The sequence below is a fragment of the Glacieibacterium arshaanense genome (assembly GCF_004681125.1).
In the GTDB taxonomy this organism is placed as follows: Bacteria; Pseudomonadota; Alphaproteobacteria; order Sphingomonadales; family Sphingomonadaceae; genus Polymorphobacter_A; species Polymorphobacter_A arshaanense.
The window spans coordinates 289192-311619 of the sequence record NZ_SIHO01000002.1; the positions used below are offsets into that span (position 1 = coordinate 289192).

Consider the following 22428-nt stretch of genomic DNA (forward strand, 5'->3'; position numbering starts at 1 on the left):
CGGGCGTGACATTTTCGCGTCGGCTTTGTGACGGTAAATGAAAAATTCATGTGCAGTCGGGCCTTTGCTGTGCGAGGGGCATGCGACGCCTTTGAAAATTCCGGAATAGACAAAGCCCTGCAATGAATTCGAAGACGAGAAGCTTCCTGTCGCAAACGCGAATTGCGCTGTGTGGCACGCTGCTGCTGGCGCTGGCGGCGTGCGGGCGCGATGACGCCGCGAACAAGCCCAAGCCGCCGATGATGGTGTCGGCCGAAACCGCGCAGCTCGCCGATTATGTGCCGCGGCTGACGGTGCTCGGCACGGTGACGCCGCTGCAATCGGTGGCGGTGCGGTCGCGTGTCGATGGCCAGATTACCGCGGTGCTGTTCAAGGAAGGCAGCAATGTCCGTGCCGGCCAGCCGCTGTTCCGGCTCGATGACCGTGCGCAGCGTGCCAGTGTTGCGCAGGCGCGTGCGGCGCTCGCCAGTGCCAATGCTGCCGCTGTGCAGGCCGAGGCCGATTACAAGCGCGCCCAGGCGCTGGTCAAATCCGGGTTTATTTCAGGTGCCACCATCGATCAGAAGCGTGCGGCAGCGGAAAGCGCGCGCGCAGGCATTGGTGGCGCGCGCGGCGCTTTGTCGGCGGCCGAAACCGGGTTGTCGTACCTCAGCATCAACGCCCCCGTGTCGGGCCGCACCGGCGAAATCGGCTTCAAGCTCGGTGCGACGGTCAAGGCCAATGACACCGCGCCGCTGGTGACGATCAACCAGCTGTCGCCGATTACCGTGCGCTTTGCCGTGCCGCCCGACCGTATCCAGGCGCTGCGCGACCGCTATGCTGCGGGCGCTGTCGCGGTCAGCGCGCATGGCCGCGGCACCGCTGGCACCGAAGAAGGCCAGACCGGTGGCGTCGTCGCCAACGGCAAGCTGGTGTTCCTCGACAACAACGTCGATCCGCTCAATGGCTCGATTGCTGCCAAGGCCGAATTCGTCAACGCCAACGACGAGCTGTGGCCCGGCGCGCTGGTCGAACTTGACGTGCCGCTGGCGCTGCCGACGCGACTGATCCGCCTGCCCGAATCGGCGATCCAGAACGGCCAGGACTTCAGCTATGTCTGGACCATCGGCGCCGACAGCAAGGCGGTGCTGACCAAGGTTACCATCGCCGGCCGCAACGACGGCTATGCCTATATCGCTTCGGGGCTGCAGCCCGGCGCGCAAGTCGTCACCGACGCGCTCGCCAAGCTCAAGGCCGGCGGCAAGGTCAAGACGCGGGCCGGAAAACAGACGGGTGGCAAGCCCGGCGAAGGCAAGTCCGGCGACGCCAAGCAGCAGCGGCCGGCGTGAACTTCGTGCGCGCCGCGGTCGAGCGTCCTATCGCCACGGTCCTGCTGACCATCGCGATCGTGCTCGCCGGGCTGTTCGCCTATCGCCAGCTGCCGGTTGCGGCGCTGCCGCAGGTCGATTTCCCGACGATCCAGATCCAGGCCAATCTGCCCGGCGCCAATCCGTCGACGATGGCGAGTGCGGTGGCGACGCCGATCGAGCGCCAGCTGACCAGCATCGCCGGCATCGAGCAGATCACTTCGGTCAGCTCGACGGGCAACACGCAGGTGACGGTGCAGTTCAACCTCAACCGCAATATCGATGCGGCGGCGCTCGACGTGCAGACCGCGCTGTCGGCGGTCGCACGCCGGTTGCCGCAGGAAATGCCGTCGCCGCCGAGCTTTGAAAAAACCAACCCCGCCGACCAGTCGGTACTAATTCTGGCGCTGCGCGACCCGACGCGCTCGCTGTCCGACCTGCAGACGATTGCCGATACGACGATCATCCCGCGCATTTCGACACTGCCGGGGATTTCGCGCGTCGAGGTGTATGGCGCGCGCAAATATGCGGTGCGCATCCAGTTCGATCCGCAGGCGCTCGCGGTGCGCGGGTTGACGCCCGAAGACATCCGCACCGCGATTTCGGCGGCGAACAGCAATTCGGCGGTCGGCGTGATCGCCGAGGGGCCGCGCAGCTATATCCTTGACGCCACCGGCACGATGAAGCGCGCCAGCGACTTCGCCAACGTCATCATCGGCTACAAGAACGGCTTGCCGATCCGCGTTTCGGATGTCGCGACAAGCCTCGATTCGATCGAGAATCTGCGCGGCGGCACCAAGTTCAACGGCGAAACCTCGATCACCTTCGGCATCAAGCGCCAGCCCGGCTCGAACGTCGTGGCGCTGGTCGACAGCGTCGTCGCGCTACTGCCAAGCATCCGCGAGGGGCTGCCGCCGAACACCGAGCTCGACGTGCTCGTCGACCGTTCGCAGTCGATCCGTCATTCGGTGCATGATGCGCAGATGACGCTGATCGGCACCGCGCTGCTGGTCATCCTTGTCATCTATCTGGCGCTCGGCGATGCGCGCGCGACGCTGATTCCGGCGGTGGTGTTGCCGGTCGCGGCCATCGGCACCTTCGCCGGCATGTATGCGCTGGGGTTCAGCCTCGACAACCTCAGCCTGCTGGCGCTGACCTTGGCGACGGGGTTTGTGGTCGATGACGCCATCGTCGTGCTCGAAAACATCGTGCGGCGTGTCGAAAAGGGCGAGCGGCCACGGCCAGCAGCGATTGCCGGCACCAACGAAATCGCCTTCACCGTCGTGTCGATCTCGGTGAGCCTTGTCGCGGTGTTCATCCCGCTGCTGTTCATGAGCGGCATTGTCGGGCGCTTGTTCCGCGAATTCGCGCTGGTGCTGACGATTGCCATCGGCGTGTCGGCTATCGTCTCGCTGACCTTGACGCCGATGATGGCTGCACGGCTGCTCAAGAACGGCCACGAAAAGCCGGGGCGCGTCGCGCGCTGGTCGACGCGGATGTTCGACCGTGCCGGCCGTGCCTATGCGCGCGCGCTCGATTCGACGCTGCGCCACCGCAAGGCGGTGCTGATCTTCACCGCCACCTCGCTCGCCGTGGCGATCTGGGGCTTTACCGCCATTCCCAAGGGCTTTTTCCCGACCGAAGATACCGGCGTGATGTTCGTCGGCACCGAAGTCGCGCCCGATGCGTCCTATTCGACGCTGCTCGCCAAGCAGGACAAGATTGCCAAGATCCTGCTCGACGATCCGGCGATCATCCGCGTCAATTCGATTGTCTTCGGCGGCAATTCGGGGCGTCTGTTCGCGCAGATGTCACCGCGGTCCGAACGCGACAGCGCGGATGTCGTGCAGGCGCGGCTGCGCAAGAAGCTCAACAGCATTCCGGGCATTTCGGCGTTCCCCAATATCCCGCAGAACCTGACGCTGGGCGGGCGTTCGAGCCCGAGCAACTTCCAGTACACGCTGGCGTCGGTCGATCAGGAGGCGCTGTACAAGCTGGCGCCGCTGTTCGAAGCGGCGCTGCGCGCGACACCGGGGTTCGAGGACGTGACTTCCGACTTCCAGCGCGGGGCGCGGCAGGCGCGTGTCGAAATCGACCGCGATGCTGCCAGCCGCCTCGGCGTGCCGGTGCAGGCGATCCGCGACACACTGTATTCGAGTTTCGGCACGCGGCAGATTTCGACGATCTACACCGATGTCGACAGCTATGAAGTCATCCTCGAGATCGACCCCAAGCTGCAGATGACCCCTGACACCATCGCCGCGCTGTACGTGCGCGGCAACACCGGCGCCGTCGTGCCGATGTCGGCGGTGACACGCACCGTCATCGAAGGCGTGCCGCTGTCGGTCAGTCACCAAAGCCAGTTGCCCGCCGTCACCATCGGCTTCAACCTGTCGAAAGGCGTGCCGCTGAGCGCCGCGCAGACCAAGATTGAAGCTGCGCTCGCCGACCTGCAGGCGCCGTCGACGATTTCGGGGTCGTTCCAGGGCAATGCGCAGGCGTTCGAGGAATCAAACAAGGGCATGGGCTGGCTGTTCCTCGCCGCCGTGCTGGTCATCTACATCGTGCTCGGCGTGCTCTACGAAAGCTTCATCCACCCGATCACGATTTTGTCGGGGTTGCCCGCAGCGGGTATCGGTGCGCTGCTGGCGCTATGGGTGTTCAATATGCCGCTCGATGTCATCGGCATCATCGGCGTCGTGCTGCTCATAGGCATCGTCAAGAAGAACGCCATCATGATGATCGACTTCGCTCTGAGCGGCATGCGTGACAATGACTGGTCGCCCGAAAAGGCGATCCGCGAAGCCTGCCGCCAGCGTTTCCGGCCGATCATGATGACGACGGCTGCCGCGATCGCCGGCGCGCTGCCACTGGCGCTCGGGCTGGGGGCAGGCGCCGAACTGCGCCAGCCGCTGGGTGTCGCGGTGCTCGGCGGGTTGCTGTTCAGCCAGTTCCTGACGCTGTTCATCACGCCGGTGATGTTCCTCGCGCTCGAAGGCATTGCGCAACGCCGCCGCGCCTGGGCTTTGGCGCGCCGCGAAAAGGTTTTCGCCGAGTAAACGCCATTCATCGTGCCGCAAGCGGTGCGGGCGCAGTCTTCGCTGGCCACTGGAGGGCTTGGAATGATTGCACCGCGTTTGTTGTTGGTTTCGGGATTGTTGGCCGCGCTGGCCGGGTGCGTGGATTACGGCGCGCAGGGCTATATCTCGACACCCGTCGCCAATGCGCCTCCCTATGGACCCGGCAACATCACCTCGGTCGACCAGTTCCAGAACGCGCTGGCGCCGTTCGGCCAGTGGCTACAATCGCCGCAATGGGGGCTGGTCTGGCAGCCGCAGGTCGCCCCCGGCTGGCAGCCATACACCGTCGGGCGCTGGCTCGATGACCCCAACTACGGTCGCACCTGGCTGGGCGACGAGCCGTGGAGCTGGGCGACCGATCACTATGGCCGCTGGGGCTATGACAACCAGCTCGGCTGGCTGTGGGTGCCGGGCACGCAATGGGCGCCGGCATGGGTGGCGTGGCGCGACGGCAGCGACACCGCCGGCTGGGCACCGCTGCCGCCGATGATCGGCTACGGCGCGGCGCTCGGCTTTGCCTATGACAGCTGGGGCTATGACCAATGGTATGCGCCGAGCTGGGTCTATGTGCCGCGCGGGTCGATCTATGCGCCCTATTCGAACCGGCCGCGCGTCCCGCGTGACCGCGACCGTGACCAGTGGAACGCGACACGGCCGGCGCAGCCGGGTCACCACGGCGGCAATTATCAGGGCGGCCAAGGCGGCAGCTATCAGGGCCGACCACAGGGCGGCGGCCAGCAGGGCACTCCGCCGAACGGCGGTCACGGGCAGCCACAAGGTGGCTATGGCCAAACACACAACGGCTACGGCCAGCAGCAGGGCGGCAGCGCCAACCCCGGGACCCGGCCGGGCAACCCCTATTATCCCCCGGGCTATGGGCAGGGCGGCGGCCAGCCCAACGCGCAGCCCTACCCCCAAGGCAACGGCCAAGGCGGCAATCGGCCGCCGCGCAATCCCTATGGCCAGAACACCGCGCCGCCGCCGCAGGATGATGGTCAGCCGCCGCGCGGTGGTGCGCCGGGCTACAACGGCGGACAAAGCAACAACAACGGTCAAAGCCATGGCGGCGGACACGGTGGATTAGGCGGAGGACAGCCGCAGGGCGGCGGGCAGGGCACGCGCCCGGCACCGCAGATGACGGCGCCACCAGCCATGCCCGTAGCACCACCGGTGGCCGCAGCGCCCGCACCGCCACCGCAGCGCAGTCTCCCGCCACCGCCACCGCCGCAAAAGGCGCCCGCACGCGAAGCTCCCGCCAAGGAACCCGAATAGCCTTCGGTAGTTGGGCTCGTGCTACCTCATTTGCGGCGCTTGCCGCAAAGGGGCTTGCGCGTTTCTTTCGCACTGCACAATATGGCGCCAACAACCTCGGGGGTATTGATTGCCGCAACCATTGGCCTTTGACGAAATGTTCGGTTTTGAAGCCGCCGAGCTTGCTGCAGCGCGGACCGTGCGTCCGGCCTACCAGCCGTTGCGCCACTGGCTCGAAGGCTCCCCGCGTGAGCTGATGGAAACCCGCCGGCGCCAGGCGGAACTGTTCTTCCGCCGCATCGGCATCACCTTTGCCGTCTACGGCGACCCCGATGCCGCCGAGCGGCTGATCCCGTTCGATATCGTGCCACGGATTCTCGCGCGGGAGGAATGGACCGCCCTCGAAGCCGGCCTCAAGCAGCGCGTCGGGGCGCTCAACGCCTTCCTCGCCGACATCTACGGCAAGCAGGAAATTCTGCGCGCCGGACTGGTGCCACCTGAACTGGTGCTACTCAACCCGGCGTTCGCGATGAGCCAGATCGGCAAGCGTCCGGTCGGCGACATCTGGGTACAGATTGCCGGCATCGACCTGGTGCGCACCGATGCCAACCAGTTCTTCGTGCTCGAAGACAATGCGCGGACGCCGTCGGGCGTGTCGTACATGCTCGAAAACCGCGAGGTCATGCTCAAGCTGGTGCCCGAGCTGTTCGCCAACCTGCACGTCGCACCGGTCGAGGCCTACCCCGAAAAGCTGCTCGAAACGCTGCATTCGGTGGCGCCGCCGGGTGCCGGTGACGAGCCGAACAGCGTGCTGCTGACGCCCGGCCAGCACAACAGCGCGTTCTATGAGCACAGCTTCCTCGCCGACAAGCTCGGCATCGAACTCGTCGAGGGCAACGACCTATTCGTGCGCGACGACGTCGTCTACATGCGCACCACCGAAGGCCCGCAGCGCGTCGATGTCATCTACCGGCGGCTCGATGATGATTTCCTCGATCCGCTGGCGTTCAATCCGGCGTCGATGCTCGGCGTGCCGGGGCTGATGAGTGCCTATGCCGCGGGCAATGTCACGCTGGCGAACGCGGTCGGCACCGGCGTCGCCGACGACAAGGCGATCTACAGCTACATGCCCGAAATCGTGAAATTCTACACCGGCGAGGAGCCGCTGCTGTCGAACGTCCCGACGCACCGCTGCCGCGAACCCGAAGCACTGGCCTATGTGCTCGACCATCTGCCCGAACTGGTGGTCAAGGAAGTCGATGGCTCGGGCGGCTACGGGATGCTGGTGGGCCCGCACGCGCCGCGCGCGACGATCGAGGCGTTCGCCGCAAAACTCCGCGCCGCGCCCGAAAAGTTCATCGCCCAGCCGACGCTGGCACTGTCGACCTGCCCGACGCTGTGCGACAGCGGCGTCGCGCCGCGCCACGTCGACTTGCGACCGTTCGTTTTGACCGGGACCAACGGCGTGCAGATTGTCCCCGGCGGACTCACGCGCGTGGCGCTGGAGTCGGGGTCGCTGGTGGTTAACAGCAGCCAGGGCGGCGGCACTAAAGATACATGGGTGCTCGATGACTGATCGGGTGCTCTGATGCTGTCACGGACCGCAGGAAGCCTGTATTGGGTCGGGCGCTATCTCGAGCGCGCCGAATATCTGACGCGGCTGATCGAGGCGACGCTGCGGCTGGCGGCGCTGCCGTCGAGCTATGGTGGCGCCGGCAACGCCTGGGACAGCGCGCTGGCGGCGGCGTGGATGAAGCCGCTGCACGAAGAACTCGGCCGCCCTGGTGACGAGCAGGGCGTCAGCGCCTTCCTGACCGTCGACAGCGAAAACCCCAGCTCGATCCGCGTCTGCCTTGAACGCGCCCGCGCCAATGCGCGCAGCGTCCGCACCGCACTGACGCTCGAGGCGTGGGAAGCGATCAACGGCGCCTGGCTCGATGTCCAGAAATTTGGCACCCGTCTCGAAAGCCGCGAGCAGCTCGTGCAGCTGATCGATACCGTCAAGGTGGCGATGCTGGTGTTCGACGGTGCCGCGCACCGGACGATGCTGCGCGGCGATGCCTATTGGTTCATCCAGCTTGGCGCGGCGATCGAACGCGCCGACAACACCGCGCGGCTGCTCGACGTGAAGTATCATTTGCTGTTGCCGCACGGCGAAAGCGTCGGCGGCGGGCTCGACTATTTCCAGTGGACGACGATCCTGCGCACCGTGTCGGCGCTCACCGCGTATCGCTGGGTCTATCGCGACGCCGTGCAGCCACTCAAGGTCGCCGACTTGCTGATCCTCAACACGCAGATCCCGCGCAGCCTGACAAGTTGCTATCAGGAAATCCTGCGCCGGCTCGACCAGTTGGCCGCCGGCCACGGCCGCCGCGGTCCGGCGCACCGGCTCGCGGCGCATGGGCTGGGGCAGCTCGAAGGTGCCAGCATCGACCGCATATTTGGTAACGGCCTGCACGAGTTTCTCGGCAATTTCATCAGCGAAAACAACCGTCTCGGCAACGCCATCGCCGAACAGTATCTGTTTTAGCCCCCACACGTTAACAGGCGACCCCATGCGCATCCGCATCGACTATACGACGCGCTACGACTACGCGCTGCCCGCCAGCCACGTCGTGCAGCTGCTGCGCGTCCAGCCGCGCGCCACCGAGGACCAGCACATCCTGTCGTGGCGGCTCGAAGTCGATGCCGATGGCAGCCTGCGTTCGGGCTTCGACGTTTACGGCAACATCACGCACATCTTCTACGCCGAGCGCGCGCTCGATTCGTTGACGCTGCGTGTCACCGGCGAAGTTTCGACGTTCGAAAACCACGGCGTCGTGCGCGGCAGCATCGAACCGATGCAGCCGCTGCTGTACCGGCGGACGACGCCGCTGAGCGCGCCCGATGCGGCGCTGCGCGGCTTCGCCGCCGAACACCGACGCGACGATACTTTGTCGACACTGCACGCGATGCTCACCGGCATCCACGGCGCGATGACCTTCGACGCCGAAGCCACCGGTACCGGCACCGATGCGGTGACGGCGTTCGGACTGAAGCGCGGCGTCTGCCAGGATTTCAGCCACATCTTCCTCGCCTGCGCGCGGCATCTGGAGATTCCGGCGCGCTATGTCTCGGGGCACTTTGTCCAACAGGACAGCAGCGTCATCGAACCCGCCGGCCACGCCTGGGTCGAGGCCTGGGACGACACGCTCGGCTGGGTCGGCTTTGACCCGACCAACGGCATTTCGGTGACCGAAGCCTATGTCCGCATCGCTGTCGGGCATGACTATCTCGCGGCGGCGCCGGTGCGCGGTGCACGGCGTGGTGGCGGTGACGAAACGATGGAAGTGTCGGTCAGCGCCATTGACGTGGCCTCGGGGCAGTCGCAAAGCCAGTCGCAATGAAGCGGTGGTGACCTCACCGCAGCACGGCCAGCGCGCACCGCACAACAACAAGACTGACGGGGATATTCAGACCATGACCTATTGTGTCGGCATGCTGGTCGCCGAAGGCCTGGTGATGATGGCCGATACGCGCACCAACGCCGGGGTCGACAACATCTCGACCTACCGCAAGCTGCGCATCATGGACACCGCGCCCGACCGCGTCATGGTCATCTCCAGCGCCGGCAACCTGTCGGTGACGCAGGCGACGATCAATCGCGTCCTCGAAGGCCGGATCATTACCGGCGACAACGAAGAAACCCGCGAAACACTCGACACCGTGCCCAGCCTGTTCCGCGCCGCGCAGCTGATCGGCGACGCGCTGCGCGAATCGAAAAAGGTCATCGATGCCGGCATGGCCGACGATGAAGTCGCCACTAGTGTGTCGCTGCTGTTCGGCGGCAGCATCGGCGGCCGCAAGCCACGGCTGTTCCTGATCTACGGCGAAGGCAATTTCATCGAATGCCAGTCGGACACGCCGTACCTGCAGATCGGCGAACGCAAATACGGCAAGCCCATCCTCGACCGCATGATCCGCTTCGACACGCCGCTCGCCGAAGCCGTCAAGGTGGCGCTGATCTCGTTCAGCTCGACAATGCGCTCGAACCTCGCGGTCGGGCTGCCGATCGACCTCGTCACCGTGCGCAGCGGCGTCTCGGCACCCGAACTCGACCACCGCATCACCGGCGAAGACGCCTACTACCGCGAACTCAATGAGCGCTGGTCGAGCGCATTGCGCGCTGCGGCGGCGGCGATCCCGTTGCCGCCGTATGGCGAAGACCCGATTCAGGGGTCATTGGTTTAACAGGGCCTCCGGCGGGCAGGGGCTTGCCCCTGCACCCATATGTTTGGGGCGGTGCCGAATATCCGACGCCGGCGATTGGTCAACCGGCCAAATTTATGTGTGCAGGCCTCAGGCCTGCCCGCCGGAGGCTCTTCCCCGCCACCACAAGACCGTCACCAGCACCAACCCCGCGCCGGCAAACCCGGCCATCGCCAGATAACCGCGTGCGCCCCAACCGGCTTCATACAACAACCCGCTCGCGTAGCTGGCGAGCGCCTGTGCCGGCGCGGTGGCGAGCGCCATGAACATCATCTGTGCGGTGGGGGTGCGCTGGTGGCCCCACATCGACTGGATGCCGCGCATGGCGCCGAGGAAGGTCAGCGCGAAGCTGGCGGCGTGGAGGAGTTGCAACAGCGCCAGCAGCGGGATGCCGGGGTCTTGCGCCATCAGCGTCCAGCGCAGTAGCGCGCCGATGCCGCCGGCGATCATCAGCGTCGCGGGCCGGTAGCGTTCGAGCCAGGTGGCGAAGCCCATCAGCAGGCCAGCTTCGGCGATCACACCGAGCGCGAACAGCCAGCCGGCCATCGCCGACGACATGCCGGTGGCGGCGATCCACAGCTTGGTGCCGAAGATGTAGTAGTACTGGTGCGCGGCCTGGATGAGCCCGCAGCCGAAGATCAGCAGCGCGAAATCGGGGACGCGCAGCATGGCGAGGCCGCTCGACAGGCGGGCGCTGTAGTTTACGCCAACGGCACGCCGCACCGGCTCGGCGGGGAGCGCGGTGGTAGCGGCGATCAGCCCCCAGATGGTCAGCGCCAGCCACACCCAGACGGCCCAGTTGCCAAAGTGATCGATGAGGATGCCGACGCCGATGTTCCCGGCGACGAACGCCAGGCTGGCGAGGCCGCGCGCGACGCCGTAGCGCGGGCGGGTGGTGGCGTTGGTAAGGCGCAGCAGCGCTGCCTCCAGAAACGCGATGATGCCCCAGAAGCTGATTTCCAGCCCGAACGCCAGCGCGAACGAAATCCCGAACGCGGGCCCCATGCCGAGCGCCAGCAGCCCGGCCATCGTCAGCGCGGCGAGCAGCAGCAGCGGCGCGCGGCGGTCGCGGCGGCCTTCGGCCCAGGCGCTGGTCAGCGGGCCGACGAAGATGCGGCCGATGCCGGCCCAGGCGATGGCGAGGCCGAGCTGGCCGCCGGTGAAGCCGCGCGCGTCGATCAGCCAGACCGGGAACCATTGCAGGAACGCCCCGAACGCCGCGTAGAACAGGCACGCGACCAGCGTGACGCGCAGCGCGGCATCGCCGGTTGTCGGTGGAATGGATTTGGCCCCGCGGATCACGCCGCTACCATGGCGCGTGGCGTCGGCGATGTCATCCGTCGCATTGCAGGCGCTGCCGCCTATGTGCAGGCGTGACAGGCTGATTCGCCGCTGTCATAACCGGCGCGAAATCACATTGGGGAGTATCCGACATGACCATTCCAGCACTTTTCGACATGACCGGACAGGTCGCGGTCATCACCGGCAGCTCGCGCGGCATCGGCAAGGCCATCGCGCACCGCATGGCCGAACATGGCGCCACTGTCATCGTCAGCTCGCGCAAGCAGGATGCCTGCGACGCCGCGGTCGCTGAAATCAACGCGGCGGTGGGCCGCGATGCGGCGTTCGCCATCCCCGCCAACATCGCGTCGAAGGCCGATCTGCAGCGGCTGGTCGACACCACCATCGCCAAGTTCGGCAAGATCGACGCTCTGGTCTGCAACGCGGCGTCGAACCCCTATTTCGGCCCGGCGGCGGGCATTGCCGACGAACAGTTCACGAAAATCCTGCAGAACAACATCGTCGCCAACCATTGGCTGATTTCGATGGTGGCGCCGGCGATGACGGCGCGCAAATCGGGCAGCATCACCATCATTTCGTCGGTCGGCGGGCTCAAGGGCTCGACGGTCATCGGCGCCTATTGCATTTCGAAGGCCGCGGACATGCAACTGGCGCGCAATCTGGCGGCCGAATATGGCCCGGCGAACGTCCGCGTCAACGCCATCTGCCCCGGGCTGGTCAAGACCGACTTCGCCAAGGCGCTGTGGGAAAACCCCGACATTCTGAAGGGCAGCACCAGCCGCGCGCCACTGCAGCGCATCGGCGAGCCTGATGAAATCGCCGGCATGGCAGTGCTGCTGGCGACCAAGGCCGGCGCATTCATCACCGGCCAGAGCATCGTCATCGACGGCGGGGTGAGCGCGGTCTAGCCGCGCCGGTCGTAGTAGAATCGCCCCATGCGGTCGAACAGCGCCAGTGCGTCGGGCGGCGTCTTGTCGCCGCTGAATTCGCGGTAGAGTGTATCGACGTTGACAACGATGCGCTCGGCGTCGCTCCAGCCGGCGAAGCGGCCGAGGCCGCCTGACGCCGCGATGTCGCGTGCGGCGGTTTCGGCGTCCATGCCGGCGTCGTAGCGGGCACGGGCTTCGCGGTTGATATGTTCGAGATAGTTGGCGACGGCGCGCACCCCGGCCTTGTCGGTCAGCGGGCCGTGGCCCGGCACGATGGTATCGACATCCATCGCCAGAATCCGCTCGCACGCCTTGATCCAGTTGCCGACGGGGCCGGCCCACATGATCGGCGTGCCTTCGATGAACAGGATGTCGCCGGTGAATACCGTGCGCGCGTCGGGCACATGCACCAGCACGTCGCCGGCGGTGTGCGCCGGGCCAACTTCGATCAGGCTCACGTCGCGGTCGCCGACCTTGATGTCGAGCTGCCCCGAAAACGTCCGCGTCGGCGCACGTTCCTCGATGCCGGCGAATTCGAACGGCGCGAAGATATCGGCGAAATAGCGCCCCGCGACGCCGAGCGCCCCGCTGGCGCCGGCCGCCTTCATCGCCGCCATCTGGTGGGCACCGAAGCCCTCCATTTCGCGTGCCGAGGCGGCGGACGCGATGATTTCGGCATTCGAACACAGGCAGTTGCCGTGCGTGTGGTCGCCGTTGGCGTGGGTGTTGACGAGGCAGGTGATGTCGGCGCCGCCAAGTCCGGTGGCATCGCGCATCGCCGCCAGCATTTCGGCGGTCAGCGGCACATCGAACAGCGTATCGACGAGCAGCGACTGGTCGCCGTCGACGATCAGCCCGGCGTTCGACCAGCCCCAGCTGCCATCGGGTTGCAGCCAGGCAAACAGTCCTTTGCCGGTTTCAACCAGCCCGCGCGCATACGACATCTTTCCCCCCGTTCGGTATTATTCGAGTTCGTAAACCATCTGCACGGTGATACTCAGTTCGACTTCACCGGGGGCGACCGGCGTCGGCGGTGCGGCACCAATCTTGTCGGCGCGTGCCATCATCACCATCGGGCGCGGGCCGGGCTCGACGGCGCCGCCTTCGCTGATCGACACCAGCCGGCGGACACGCAGGCCGGCGGCCTTGGCGTAGAGGTCGGCACGCGTGCGGCCGGTGGCGACCGCCTGCGCGCGGGCGCTGTCGAGCGCGGCGTCGGCCTTGTCGATGCCGAACGTCGGGCCCGAAATCTGGTTGGCGCCCTGTGCGACCAGCGTGTCGATCAGCTTGCCGGCGTCGTCGATCTTGCGGACGCGGATGCTGATGGTGTTGTTCGCCTGATAGCCGGTCAGCACCGGCGGCTGGTTGTCGCCGTATTTGTATTGCGGCTGCAGACTGAGCCCGCTGGTCTGGATGTCGCGGTCGGCGATGCCGGCCTTGCGGACGGCGGCGACCACCGCGGTCATCCGGGTGGCATTATCGGCGAGTGCGGCAGCAGCGGTCGGCGCGCTAGTGACGACGCCGCCCGAAATATCGACGATGTCTGGGGCCTGCGAAACGCGGCCCTCGACGCTCAGCGTCACGGTTGGCGCGGCGACGGTCTGCGCCTGCGCGGGCAGGCTGGCGACGGCGGCGGCAAAAATCGCGGCGAGGTGGCGGGTCTTCATGCGGATACTCCCAAGACTGTTGAACGCAGCGACGCTAGCGCGCGCCAAATTGCGCGCGGCTGAACGAAATGCTGCGCGCGGCCTAGCGCTTAATCAGCCGGTAGCCGCCAAGCAGGACAATGGCGCCGATGATCGCGGCGATGAAGCCGGCCTTTTCATTGGGCGCGTAGAAGCCAAGTGCCTGGCCGATCCAGGTCATCAGCACCGCGCCGGCGATGCCGATCAGCATCGTGACGATCCAGCCGCCGGGGTCGCGGCCCGGCATGATGGCCTTGGCAATAGCGCCGGCGATAAGCCCGATAATGGCTGCTGCAATCCAACCCATAAGCGAAAACCTCCCACAAGGTCAGGCGCACTTCCCCTTGAAAACGCCCGACACTTGCCAATCTACACGGCTTTGGATGGCGGCGCCAGCACGGCCCCGGCACGACGCAGGTGCGACAAACTGCGGTGGCACACCATAGCCTTCGCAGTGCCACAATTATGCGCTATATCGCACTTGCGCGAAGTGCGTTACTACTATAATACACCGACTACCTCCCCAGGATGACGATTCGGCCATGAATATGCACAGCAAAGTCCCGGCTCCCGGCGATTCGAGCGTCTTGGACGCACCACAGGGCCTTGCCGAGCGGCTTGGCCGCTGGAGTAAGCCGGCGTTCGGCGCCTTGCTCGCGGTCGCGGTCGGCGTCGGCGTGTGGATTTTCTATGGCCAGAAGGATGCGCCGCCGCCGCCGCCGCAGTCTGCGCCCGTGGTGACGGTCAGCGTGCCGGGCACCACGATGGTTGAAACCACCGTGCGCGGTACCGGCAGCATTGCGGCCCGTCGCGACATGCCTGTCGGCGTGCAGGGCGAAGGCGGTCGCGTGACCTCGGTGCTCGTCGACGCCGGCCAGTTCGTGCGCGCCGGCCAGGTGCTGGCGACGATCGATAGCGCGGTACAAACCCAGCAGCTGGCGCAGATGCAGGCGGGTGCGCGCAGCGCGCGTGCCGATGCGGCGCTGGCACAGGCCGAGCTCGATCGCGCGCAGGCGCTGGTCAGCAAGGGTTTCATTTCGAAGGCCGATATCGACCGCAAGACCGCGGCGCGTGACGCCGCGCAGGCGCGTGTCGCCGTCGCCACCGCGCAGGCGAATGAAATGCAGGCGCGCCTTGGCCGCCTCGATGTCCGCGCGCCGGCCGCCGGTCTGGTATTGGCGCGCTCGGTCGAAGCCGGGCAGGTCGTCGGTGCCGGTTCGCCGCCGCTGTTCCGCATCGCCGAAGGTGGCGTGCTCGAACTTCGCGCCGCTGTCACCGAACAGGACATGGAGCGCCTGAAGGTCGGCATGCCCGCCAGCGTCATCCCGATCGGCGCCGACAACAGCTACAAGGGCAAGGTCTGGTTGCTTGACCCTGTCATCGATGTCACGTCGCGGCAGGGCATCGCGCGCATCGCACTGCCGTATTCGCCGGGCCTGCGCGTCGGCGCCTTTGCCACTGCCGACATTGCCGCCGGTGAAGCGACGCAGCCGGTGCTGCCGCAGTCGGCGGTGCAGGCTGACTCGCAGGGCAGCTATGTGCTGATCGTCGGCCCCGACAACGTCGTGGCACGGCGCGGCATCAAGACCGGTGCCGTCAGCGACGCCGGTGTCAGCATCAACGGCGGGCTGACGGGCAGCGAGCGCGTCGTGCTCAACGCCGCTGCGTTCCTGCATCCCGGCGAGAAGATCACGCCGGTTGCGGCCCCGAAGCGCTGATAGCCGGACAGAGGCAGACCTATGCGCAATATCTCCAGCTGGTCGATCCGCAATCCGGTTCCGCCGATCGTGCTGTTCGTGCTGCTGACGCTGGCGGGTCTCGTCAGCTTCCGCAACATGAGCATCAACGACATGCCGGACATCGCGTTCCCGGCGGCGACGATCACCGTCATCCAGCCGGGTGCCGCGCCGACCGAAATGGAGACGCAGGTCACGCAGCGCGTCGAAGCCGCGGTGCGCAGCATCAACGGCGTCGATGAAATCACCTCCTGGGTCGGCGAAGGCCGGTCGCAGACCAATGTGCAGTTCGCCATCGGCACGCCGGTCGACCGCGGCGTCAACGATGTGCGCGACGCGATTTCGAACATCCGCAGCGAATTGCCGAATGGCATCCTCGAGCCGCAGGTGACGCGCGTCGATTTTTCGAACGGCCCGCTGGCCTATATCTCGGTCGAATCGACTGACATGACGCTCGAGGAACTGAGCTGGTTCGTCGATAATACCGTTGCCAAGAAATTGCTTGGCGTGCCCGGCATGGCGCGCGTCGGGCGCGGCGGCGGCGTCAGCCGAGAAATCCGCGTCATTCTCGATCCGTCGCGGCTCGAGGCGTACGGCCTGACCGCGAGCGAGGTCAACGCGCAGCTGCGCCAGACCAACCTCAACGCTGCCGGTGGCCGCACCGAAATCGCCGGTTCCGAACAGAATATCCGCGTCGTCGGCAATGCCGATACCGCGTACGGGCTGGGCCAGACGCAGATTGCCGCCAGCGGCGGCCGGACGCTGCGGCTATCGGACATTGCCACGGTGCGCGACCTCTATGCCGAACAGCGCAGCGTCGCGCTGATGAACGGCCGGCAGGTGCTGAGCTTCTCATTGACCAAGACCAAGGGCTCGTCCGACGTCAGCGTCTATGACGGCGCGATGAAGATGCTCGACCAGATCGCCAAGGAAAACCCCAAGATCAAGTTCACGCAGCTCTACACCAGCGTCGAATACACCAAGGAGCAATACAAGTCGGCGATCATGGCGATGGTCGAAGGCGCCGTGCTCGCGGTGGTCGTTGTGTTCCTGTTCCTGCGCGACTGGCGCGCCACGGCGATTTCGGCCATGGCGATCCCGCTGTCGGCGATCCCGGCGTTCTTCTTCATGGATTTGATGGGCTTCTCGCTCAACACGCTGAGCCTGCTGGCGCTCAGCCTGGTCGCGGGTGTGCTTGTCGATGACGCCATCGTCGAAATCGAAAACATCGTGCGCCACATGCGCATGGGCAAGACGCCATACCAGGCGGCGATGGAAGCCGCCGATGAAATCGGCCTCGCGGTCGTGGCGACCACGATGGCGATCGTCGCGGTGTTCCTGCCCGTCGCGTTGATGCCCGGCATCAGCGGGCAATTCTTCAAGAACTTCGGCGGCACCGTCGTCGTGTCGGTGCTGCTCAGCCTTGCCGTCGCGCGGCTGATCACGCCGATGCTCGCGGCGCATTTCCTCAAGGACCATGGCCAGGCCGCGCACGGCGACAGCGCCTGGATCCGCTGGTACATGAAGCTGCTGCACTGGACGCTCGACAACCGCTGGAAGACCATGGCCATTGGCGCGGTGGCGCTGGTGGCGACGGTCTTCGGCTATGCGACGCTGCCGGTGACGTTCCAGCCGACGGTCGACACCGACTATAGCCAGGTCCACATCATATTGCCGCCGGGTTCGACACTCGCGCAAAACGAGGCGGTGGCCGAAAAGGTCTCGGCAATCCTGCGCGCCTCGCCGGTGGTGGCTGCTGCATTTGCCGACGTCAACATCGGTGAATCGGACATCTATCTGACGCTCAACAAGAACCGGCCGACAACCAGTGTCGAATTCGAGCGCGCGATGGCGCCGAAGCTGCAGGAAATCCCCGACGCGCGCGTCACCTTCCAGTCGCAGAACGGCGGCGGTGGCCCCGGCGGCCGCGACCTGTCGACGATGCTGGCGGGTGACGACCCGGCGCTGCTCGAAAAGACCGCGCTGCAAGTCGTCCGCGAAATGAAGGGCATCCAAGGCCTGCGCCAGCCGCGCATCGAGGGTGACCTCCAGCGTCCTGAAATCACCATCAAGCCGCGCTTCGACCTCGCCGCCGAACTCGGCGTGACGACCGCGGCGCTGAGCCAGACGATCCGCATCGCGACGATCGGCGACATCGACCAGAACGTCGCGAAATTCTCGCTGTCGGATCGCCAGATCCCGATCCGCGTATCGCTGAGCGAGGAATCGCGGCGGACGCTGTCGACGATCGAAAACCTGCCGGTGCCGACTGCCAGTGGCAAATCGGTGCCGCTCAAAGTTGTTGCCGATATCGGCTTCGGCGCGGGTGCGACCGAATTGCGCCGTTTCAACCAGCAGCGCCGTGTCGTCATCGGCGCCGACCTCGCGCCTGGCCTCGTCACTGGCGATGTTCAGCCGAAGATCGACGCGCTGCCGACGCTCAAGAACCTCCCGGCGGGTGTCGAAGTCGTCAAGCTTGGCCAGCAGAAGTGGCAGGCCGAACTGTTCGTCAACTTCATGGTCGCCGTCGTCGCCGGCGTGCTGCTGGTGTTCGCGGTGCTCGTGCTGCTGTACCGTCGCGTGCTGCCGCCGTTCGTCAACATGGGTTCGCTGCTGCTGGCGCCGCTCGGCGGGGCAATTGCGCTGCATCTGACCGGCAACGCCGTGTCGATGCCGGTGTTCATCGGCATCCTGATGTTGTTCGGCATCGTCGCCAAGAACTCGATTCTGCTCGTCGACATGGCGATCGAGGAAATGAGCAAGGGCGTCGAACGCAAGGAAGCCATTCTGGAGGCCGGCCACAAGCGCGTCCAGCCGATCGTCATGACCACTGTGGCGATGGTCGCGGGCATGATGCCGGTGGCGCTGTCGCTCGGCGGCGACGGCAGTTGGCGCGCGCCGATGGGCATCACGGTCATTGGCGGCCTGACGGTGTCGACGGCGCTGACTTTGCTTATCGTGCCGGCCAGCTTCAGCCTTGCGGTCGGGGTCGAAAACTGGCTCGGGCCGCGGCTCAGCCGGTTGCTCACCAACGGCAGCGCCAAGGCGTCGAAGCACGCGCCCGACCCGCACGCACCGCCCAAGCCCGCGCCTGCCGAGTGACGTGCACGCGCCGGGGTTGCCGCGCATCCCCGCAGCAGGCATGTAACGCGCCATGGCGCTGACACCCTTCCGCTATCCCGAAACGCCGTTTCTGCGCATGCGGCTGTTTGCGACGTTGCTGCTGGTGTTCATGGCGGCGGTGTTCGTGACGGCCAGCCACTTTGTCGATGCGCATCCGGCGATCCCCTATCTGCGGGCGTTTGCCGAAGCCTCGATGGTCGGCGGCATCGCCGACTGGTTCGCGGTCACCGCGCTGTTCCGCCACCCGCTCGGGGTGCCGATCCCGCACACCGCGATCATCCCGCGCAACAAGGACCGCATCGGCGACGCGCTCGCCGACTTCATCCGGTCGAACTTCCTGACCCCGCTGGTCGTGGCGCGCCGGCTCGAATCGGTCGACATTGCCGGCGCCGCAGCGCGCTGGCTGACGGCGCCGCGCGCCCCCGGCGGCCGCCGCACCGGTCTGCCGCAACTGGCGACGCGGCTGATCGATGCACTCGACCATGCAGCGATCGGCAAGATGGTGCGCGAAGCCGCGTCGAAGAAGCTGCGCGCGATGGAATTGTCGCCGGTGCTGGCGGGCGTCGTCGAGGCGGCAATCGACGGCAAGCGCCACGAGCCCGTCGTCGATGTCGCGATCCAATGGGCAGCGCGCACGCTCGATGCCGAGGAATCGACGATCCGCGACCTCGTCACCGATCGTACTTCGTGGCTGCTGCGCCTCGCCTCGGTCGATGACCGGCTGGCGGATTCGATTGTCGATGCACTGCGCCGGCTACTTATCGAAGTAGCTGCCAGCCCCGAACACCCCCTGCGCATCAAGATCACCGAAGGCCTGCGCGATTTCGCGTTCGACCTGCGCCACCTGCCGCGCGTCCAGGCCAAGGTCGAGGCGATCAAGCTCGACCTGCTCGACAATCCGGCGCTCGGCGACTGGCTCGACGGGCTGTGGGGCAATGCGCGGGCAGCACTGGTCAACGCCATCAACAACCCCGAGGCGACGCTCGGCGGCGGCTTCGGCGAGACGATGCGCAAGTTCGGCGAACGGCTGGAGGCCGATCCAGCGCTGCGCCACGCGGTCAACGTCTATGCGCGTCGCGCCGGCGTCGGGCTGGTCAACGACTATGGCGATGCCATCGTCGCGCTGATCAGCGACACCATCCGCGGCTGGGACGCGCGCACCGTCACCGACAAGCTCGAAAGCGCCGTCGGCCGCGACCTGCAGTATATCCGCATCAACGGCACGCTGATCGGCGGGCTGGTCGGGCTGGCGATCTACACGGTGTCGCAAGCCATCGGCTGACAGCGCTTATTGCGATTGCGAGCCAAGTGCGACAGGATGACCCGACTCTGCGACCGGGCGATGTTGCATTTGTGCCGCCAAACGCGCCAGTCATGCGCGGGCAATGTAGGTGATGGCATCCTTGCACCAGGTGATCGAGCAGGGAAGGAATGGCCGAAATGGCGCATGTTGCGACATTGACTGACGCTGCCGAATTTAAGGCGAGGCAGGACGAGGCGGGCTTCAACCGCGCCTTGCTGGTGCGCATCGGCGACGCTACCCCCGACATGATCTATGCCAAGGACCTTGGCAGCCGGATGATGTTCGCCAACGCCGCCGTGCTCGCCAATATCGGCCGGAGCTGGGACGAAATCCGCGGCCGTTCGGACATTGAATGGCATGACGATCCGGTCGAGGCTGCCAAGTTTGTAGCGGCCGACGCGCGCATCATGGCGACCGGCATCGGTGAAAGCGTCGAGGAAGTGCTGACCGGCCCAGTTGGGCCGCGGGTATTCCAGAGCGCCAAGACGCCGATGCGCGATGCCGGCGGCAACGTCATCGGCATTTGCGGCATCAGCCGCGATATCACCGCCGAAAAGGCTGCCGAAGCGCAGCGCCAGCTGCTGCTTGCCGAGATGAACCACCGTGTCAAAAACTCGCTGACCGCGGTCATGGCGATTGCGCGCCAGACGCTACGTAACGAAGCCAGCGATGCAACCGCGTGGCAGGGCTTCGAAGCGCGGATCATGGCGATGGCACGCGCCAACGACATGCTTGCCGGCGACCATTGGGCGGGCGCCGATATCGCCAGTGTCGTCGGCGAAGCGCTCGGCCCGCATGGGCCGGTCAATGAAGGCCGTATCCACATTGCCGGGCCGGACGTCGACATCAGCGCCTATGCCGTCGTGTCGCTGTCGTTGGCCTTGCATGAACTCGCCACCAACGCGACGAAATATGGCGCGCTGTCATTGCCGCAGGGCCGCGTCGATATTAGCTGGCGACTGGTCGATGGCGCTGAAGCGCCTATGCTCGCGGTCGATTGGTGCGAAACCGACGGGCCGTTGGTGCAAGTGCCGCACCATCGCGGCTTCGGCACCCGGTTGATCGAGCGCGCCTTCGGCAACAATGGCCAGCGCGCGCGCATCCTGTTCCGGCCGCAGGGCGTGCAATGCCAGCTGCTGGTGGCGCTGGCGACCGATGGCGATGAAGGCCAGCCAGAGCAGCTGTCGGGCAGCGCTTTAGCCTGATCCGTCGCCGGGGCGACCGGCGCGCTCCCATATATTTTGCTTGAATGTCGCCCACGGCGCGATAGTTTTTGCGCAGATAAGGGGGCCTCAAATGAAATTGCCGGTTCGGTTTGTCGTTGCGTGTGCGTTGTCGATGCTGGGCGCGCTGCCCGCCACCGCGCAGTCGGTCGGTACCTTGCTCGAGGCGACACCATTGCCCGGCGCGCCGGCAGGCGGCACCGCCTACCGTATCCGCTACACGTCGCAGGACGAATTCGGCGCGCCCAAGCAAATCACCGGCACCGTCATCGTGCCGCCGGGCGCCGCACCCGCGGGCGGCCGCGACATCGTCGCCTGGGCGCACGGCACCTACGGTGTCGCCGAAAAATGCGCGCCGTGGCCGACCTTGTTCGACTCGATTGCCGGGCTGCCCGACATGATGGCGCGCGGCTACCTCGTGGTTGCGTCGGACTACCAAGGACTGGGCAACCCCGGGCCGCACCCGTATCTCGCCGGCGTCAGCACCGCGCATTCGGTGCTCGATGCAATCCGCGCCGCGAAGGGCGTCAGCGGCGCGAGCCCCAGCGCGCGCTTCGTGACCTGGGGCGAAAGCCAGGGCGCGCACGCGTCGCTGTGGACCGCGCACGTCGCGCCGACCTACGCGCCCGAACTCAAGCTGATGGGCGCCGCCGCTGCCGCGCCGCCGACCGACCTCAAGGCCAATCTCACCGGCGGCTCGAACGCCGCCATCCGCGCCTTCCTGACCGCCTACACTGCCGATAGCTGGTCGGCGTTCTACAACGCGCCGCTCGCCGTGTTCGCGACACCGGCGACGCAGGGCCTGATCCACCGGCTGGCGCAGAACAACTGCACCGACCTCGGCAAGCCGAAGATCTCGACCGAAATCGGCTTGGCGGAAATGATCGCGGCGATGAAGGGTGTCGACCTGTCCGCCGACGCGCCGTGGGGCGAACTGATGACGCGCAACTCGCTGTCACCGCGCGGCTACACCGTGCCGATCATGATCGTGCAGGAAGACACCGACCCCGTCGTCGCCCCCGCGGTCACGCACGACTATGCGCAAAAGGCCTGCGCGGCGGGCACGACGGTGCATTACCTGCGGCTGCCCGACGGCAACCACAATGACGCGGCGCAAAAGTCGGCAGCGCAAGCCGTGCCCTGGATGGCCGACCGCTTCGCCGGCAAGCCCGCCCCGAGCGATTGCGGCAAGCTGCCCTGAC

General features: G+C 66.2%; 17 protein-coding genes. 13 read left to right on the plus strand and 4 right to left on the minus strand.

Annotation, left to right across the window (positions count from 1 at the left end; genetic code table 11):
- Positions 1-122: 122 nt before the first annotated feature.
- The 7 genes from EUV02_RS07620 to EUV02_RS07650 all read left to right on the plus strand — a co-directional run bounded on the left by EUV02_RS07620 (position 123) and on the right by EUV02_RS07650 (position 9907).
- On the plus strand, positions 123-1328 hold the full coding sequence (locus EUV02_RS07620; protein WP_135245652.1) for an efflux RND transporter periplasmic adaptor subunit: 1206 nt from the start codon (positions 123-125) through the stop codon (positions 1326-1328).
- A complete protein-coding gene (locus EUV02_RS07625) occupies positions 1325-4405 on the plus strand; it encodes an efflux RND transporter permease subunit (protein WP_135245653.1) in 3081 nt (1026 codons plus the stop codon). Before EUV02_RS07620 ends, EUV02_RS07625 begins: the two co-directional genes overlap by 4 nt.
- Before the next feature lie 63 nt (positions 4406-4468).
- Complete coding sequence (locus EUV02_RS07630) at positions 4469-5698, plus strand: DUF6600 domain-containing protein (RefSeq protein ID WP_135245654.1); 1230 nt, start codon at positions 4469-4471, stop codon at positions 5696-5698.
- Between the two features lie 136 nt (positions 5699-5834).
- A complete protein-coding gene (locus EUV02_RS07635) occupies positions 5835-7253 on the plus strand; it encodes a circularly permuted type 2 ATP-grasp protein (RefSeq protein WP_135246443.1) in 1419 nt (472 codons plus the stop codon).
- 12 nt (positions 7254-7265) lie between these two features.
- Complete coding sequence (locus EUV02_RS07640; protein ID WP_135245655.1) at positions 7266-8207, plus strand: alpha-E domain-containing protein; 942 nt, start codon at positions 7266-7268, stop codon at positions 8205-8207.
- Positions 8208-8232: 25 nt separating this feature from the next.
- Positions 8233-9063, plus strand: coding sequence for a transglutaminase family protein (locus EUV02_RS07645; protein ID WP_135245656.1), 831 nt, complete (start codon positions 8233-8235; stop codon positions 9061-9063).
- A gap of 73 nt (positions 9064-9136) precedes the next feature.
- Entirely contained in the window at positions 9137-9907 is a 771-nt protein-coding gene (locus EUV02_RS07650; RefSeq protein ID WP_135245657.1) for a proteasome-type protease, read from the plus strand.
- A gap of 108 nt (positions 9908-10015) precedes the next feature.
- Here the strand turns inward: EUV02_RS07650 and EUV02_RS07655 are convergent, their stop codons facing one another.
- Entirely contained in the window at positions 10016-11227 is a 1212-nt protein-coding gene (locus EUV02_RS07655) for an MFS transporter (protein ID WP_166430558.1), read from the minus strand.
- A gap of 131 nt (positions 11228-11358) precedes the next feature.
- Here EUV02_RS07655 and EUV02_RS07660 point away from each other — a divergent pair, with 131 nt between their 5' ends.
- Positions 11359-12135: an SDR family NAD(P)-dependent oxidoreductase gene (locus EUV02_RS07660; RefSeq protein WP_135245659.1), complete on the plus strand. Its 777-nt coding sequence runs from the start codon at positions 11359-11361 to the stop codon at positions 12133-12135.
- Here the strand turns inward: EUV02_RS07660 and EUV02_RS07665 are convergent.
- From EUV02_RS07665 to EUV02_RS07675, 3 genes are all read right to left on the minus strand, one after another.
- Positions 12132-13100: an MBL fold metallo-hydrolase gene (locus EUV02_RS07665; RefSeq protein ID WP_135245660.1), complete on the minus strand. Its 969-nt coding sequence runs from the start codon at positions 13098-13100 to the stop codon at positions 12132-12134. The genes EUV02_RS07660 and EUV02_RS07665 overlap by 4 nt on opposite strands.
- An 18-nt stretch (positions 13101-13118) precedes the next feature.
- The gene (locus EUV02_RS07670) at positions 13119-13823 is read right to left on the minus strand and encodes an SIMPL domain-containing protein (protein WP_135245661.1); all 705 of its coding nucleotides are present in this window, start codon (positions 13821-13823) and stop codon (positions 13119-13121) included.
- A gap of 82 nt (positions 13824-13905) precedes the next feature.
- On the minus strand, positions 13906-14148 hold the full coding sequence (locus EUV02_RS07675; RefSeq protein WP_135245662.1) for a GlsB/YeaQ/YmgE family stress response membrane protein: 243 nt from the start codon (positions 14146-14148) through the stop codon (positions 13906-13908).
- Between the two features lie 241 nt (positions 14149-14389).
- Between EUV02_RS07675 and EUV02_RS07680 the strand changes: the two genes are divergently transcribed.
- From EUV02_RS07680 to EUV02_RS07700, 5 genes are all read left to right on the plus strand, one after another.
- Positions 14390-15559, plus strand: a complete 1170-nt coding sequence (locus tag EUV02_RS07680; RefSeq protein ID WP_135245663.1) for an efflux RND transporter periplasmic adaptor subunit — start codon at positions 14390-14392, stop codon at positions 15557-15559.
- A gap of 21 nt (positions 15560-15580) precedes the next feature.
- The gene (locus EUV02_RS07685; protein ID WP_135245664.1) at positions 15581-18679 is read left to right on the plus strand and encodes an efflux RND transporter permease subunit; all 3099 of its coding nucleotides are present in this window, start codon (positions 15581-15583) and stop codon (positions 18677-18679) included.
- A gap of 52 nt (positions 18680-18731) precedes the next feature.
- A complete protein-coding gene (locus tag EUV02_RS07690) occupies positions 18732-19982 on the plus strand; it encodes a DUF445 domain-containing protein (protein ID WP_243445822.1) in 1251 nt (416 codons plus the stop codon).
- 149 nt (positions 19983-20131) lie between these two features.
- A complete protein-coding gene (locus EUV02_RS07695) occupies positions 20132-21208 on the plus strand; it encodes a sensor histidine kinase (RefSeq protein ID WP_135245665.1) in 1077 nt (358 codons plus the stop codon).
- A gap of 91 nt (positions 21209-21299) precedes the next feature.
- A complete protein-coding gene (locus EUV02_RS07700) occupies positions 21300-22427 on the plus strand; it encodes a lipase family protein (protein WP_135245666.1) in 1128 nt (375 codons plus the stop codon).
- The last annotated feature ends 1 nt before the right edge of the window (position 22428 follow it).

Coding starts and splice junctions, on each gene's coding strand:
- EUV02_RS07620 (WP_135245652.1), top strand. CDS start 123: ATGAATTCGAAGACGAGAAGCTTCCTGTCGCAAACGCGAATTGCGCTG.
- EUV02_RS07630 (WP_135245654.1), top strand. CDS start 4,469: ATGATTGCACCGCGTTTGTTGTTGGTTTCGGGATTGTTGGCCGCGCTG.
- EUV02_RS07635 (WP_135246443.1), top strand. CDS start 5,835: ATGTTCGGTTTTGAAGCCGCCGAGCTTGCTGCAGCGCGGACCGTGCGT.
- EUV02_RS07640 (WP_135245655.1), top strand. CDS start 7,266: ATGCTGTCACGGACCGCAGGAAGCCTGTATTGGGTCGGGCGCTATCTC.
- EUV02_RS07645 (WP_135245656.1), top strand. CDS start 8,233: ATGCGCATCCGCATCGACTATACGACGCGCTACGACTACGCGCTGCCC.
- EUV02_RS07650 (WP_135245657.1), top strand. CDS start 9,137: ATGACCTATTGTGTCGGCATGCTGGTCGCCGAAGGCCTGGTGATGATG.
- EUV02_RS07660 (WP_135245659.1), top strand. CDS start 11,359: ATGACCATTCCAGCACTTTTCGACATGACCGGACAGGTCGCGGTCATC.
- EUV02_RS07665 (WP_135245660.1), bottom strand. CDS start 13,100: ATGTCGTATGCGCGCGGGCTGGTTGAAACCGGCAAAGGACTGTTTGCC.
- EUV02_RS07670 (WP_135245661.1), bottom strand. CDS start 13,823: ATGAAGACCCGCCACCTCGCCGCGATTTTTGCCGCCGCCGTCGCCAGC.
- EUV02_RS07675 (WP_135245662.1), bottom strand. CDS start 14,148: ATGGGTTGGATTGCAGCAGCCATTATCGGGCTTATCGCCGGCGCTATT.
- EUV02_RS07680 (WP_135245663.1), top strand. CDS start 14,390: ATGCACAGCAAAGTCCCGGCTCCCGGCGATTCGAGCGTCTTGGACGCA.
- EUV02_RS07685 (WP_135245664.1), top strand. CDS start 15,581: ATGCGCAATATCTCCAGCTGGTCGATCCGCAATCCGGTTCCGCCGATC.
- EUV02_RS07690 (WP_243445822.1), top strand. CDS start 18,732: ATGGCGCTGACACCCTTCCGCTATCCCGAAACGCCGTTTCTGCGCATG.
- EUV02_RS07695 (WP_135245665.1), top strand. CDS start 20,132: ATGGCCGAAATGGCGCATGTTGCGACATTGACTGACGCTGCCGAATTT.
- EUV02_RS07700 (WP_135245666.1), top strand. CDS start 21,300: ATGAAATTGCCGGTTCGGTTTGTCGTTGCGTGTGCGTTGTCGATGCTG.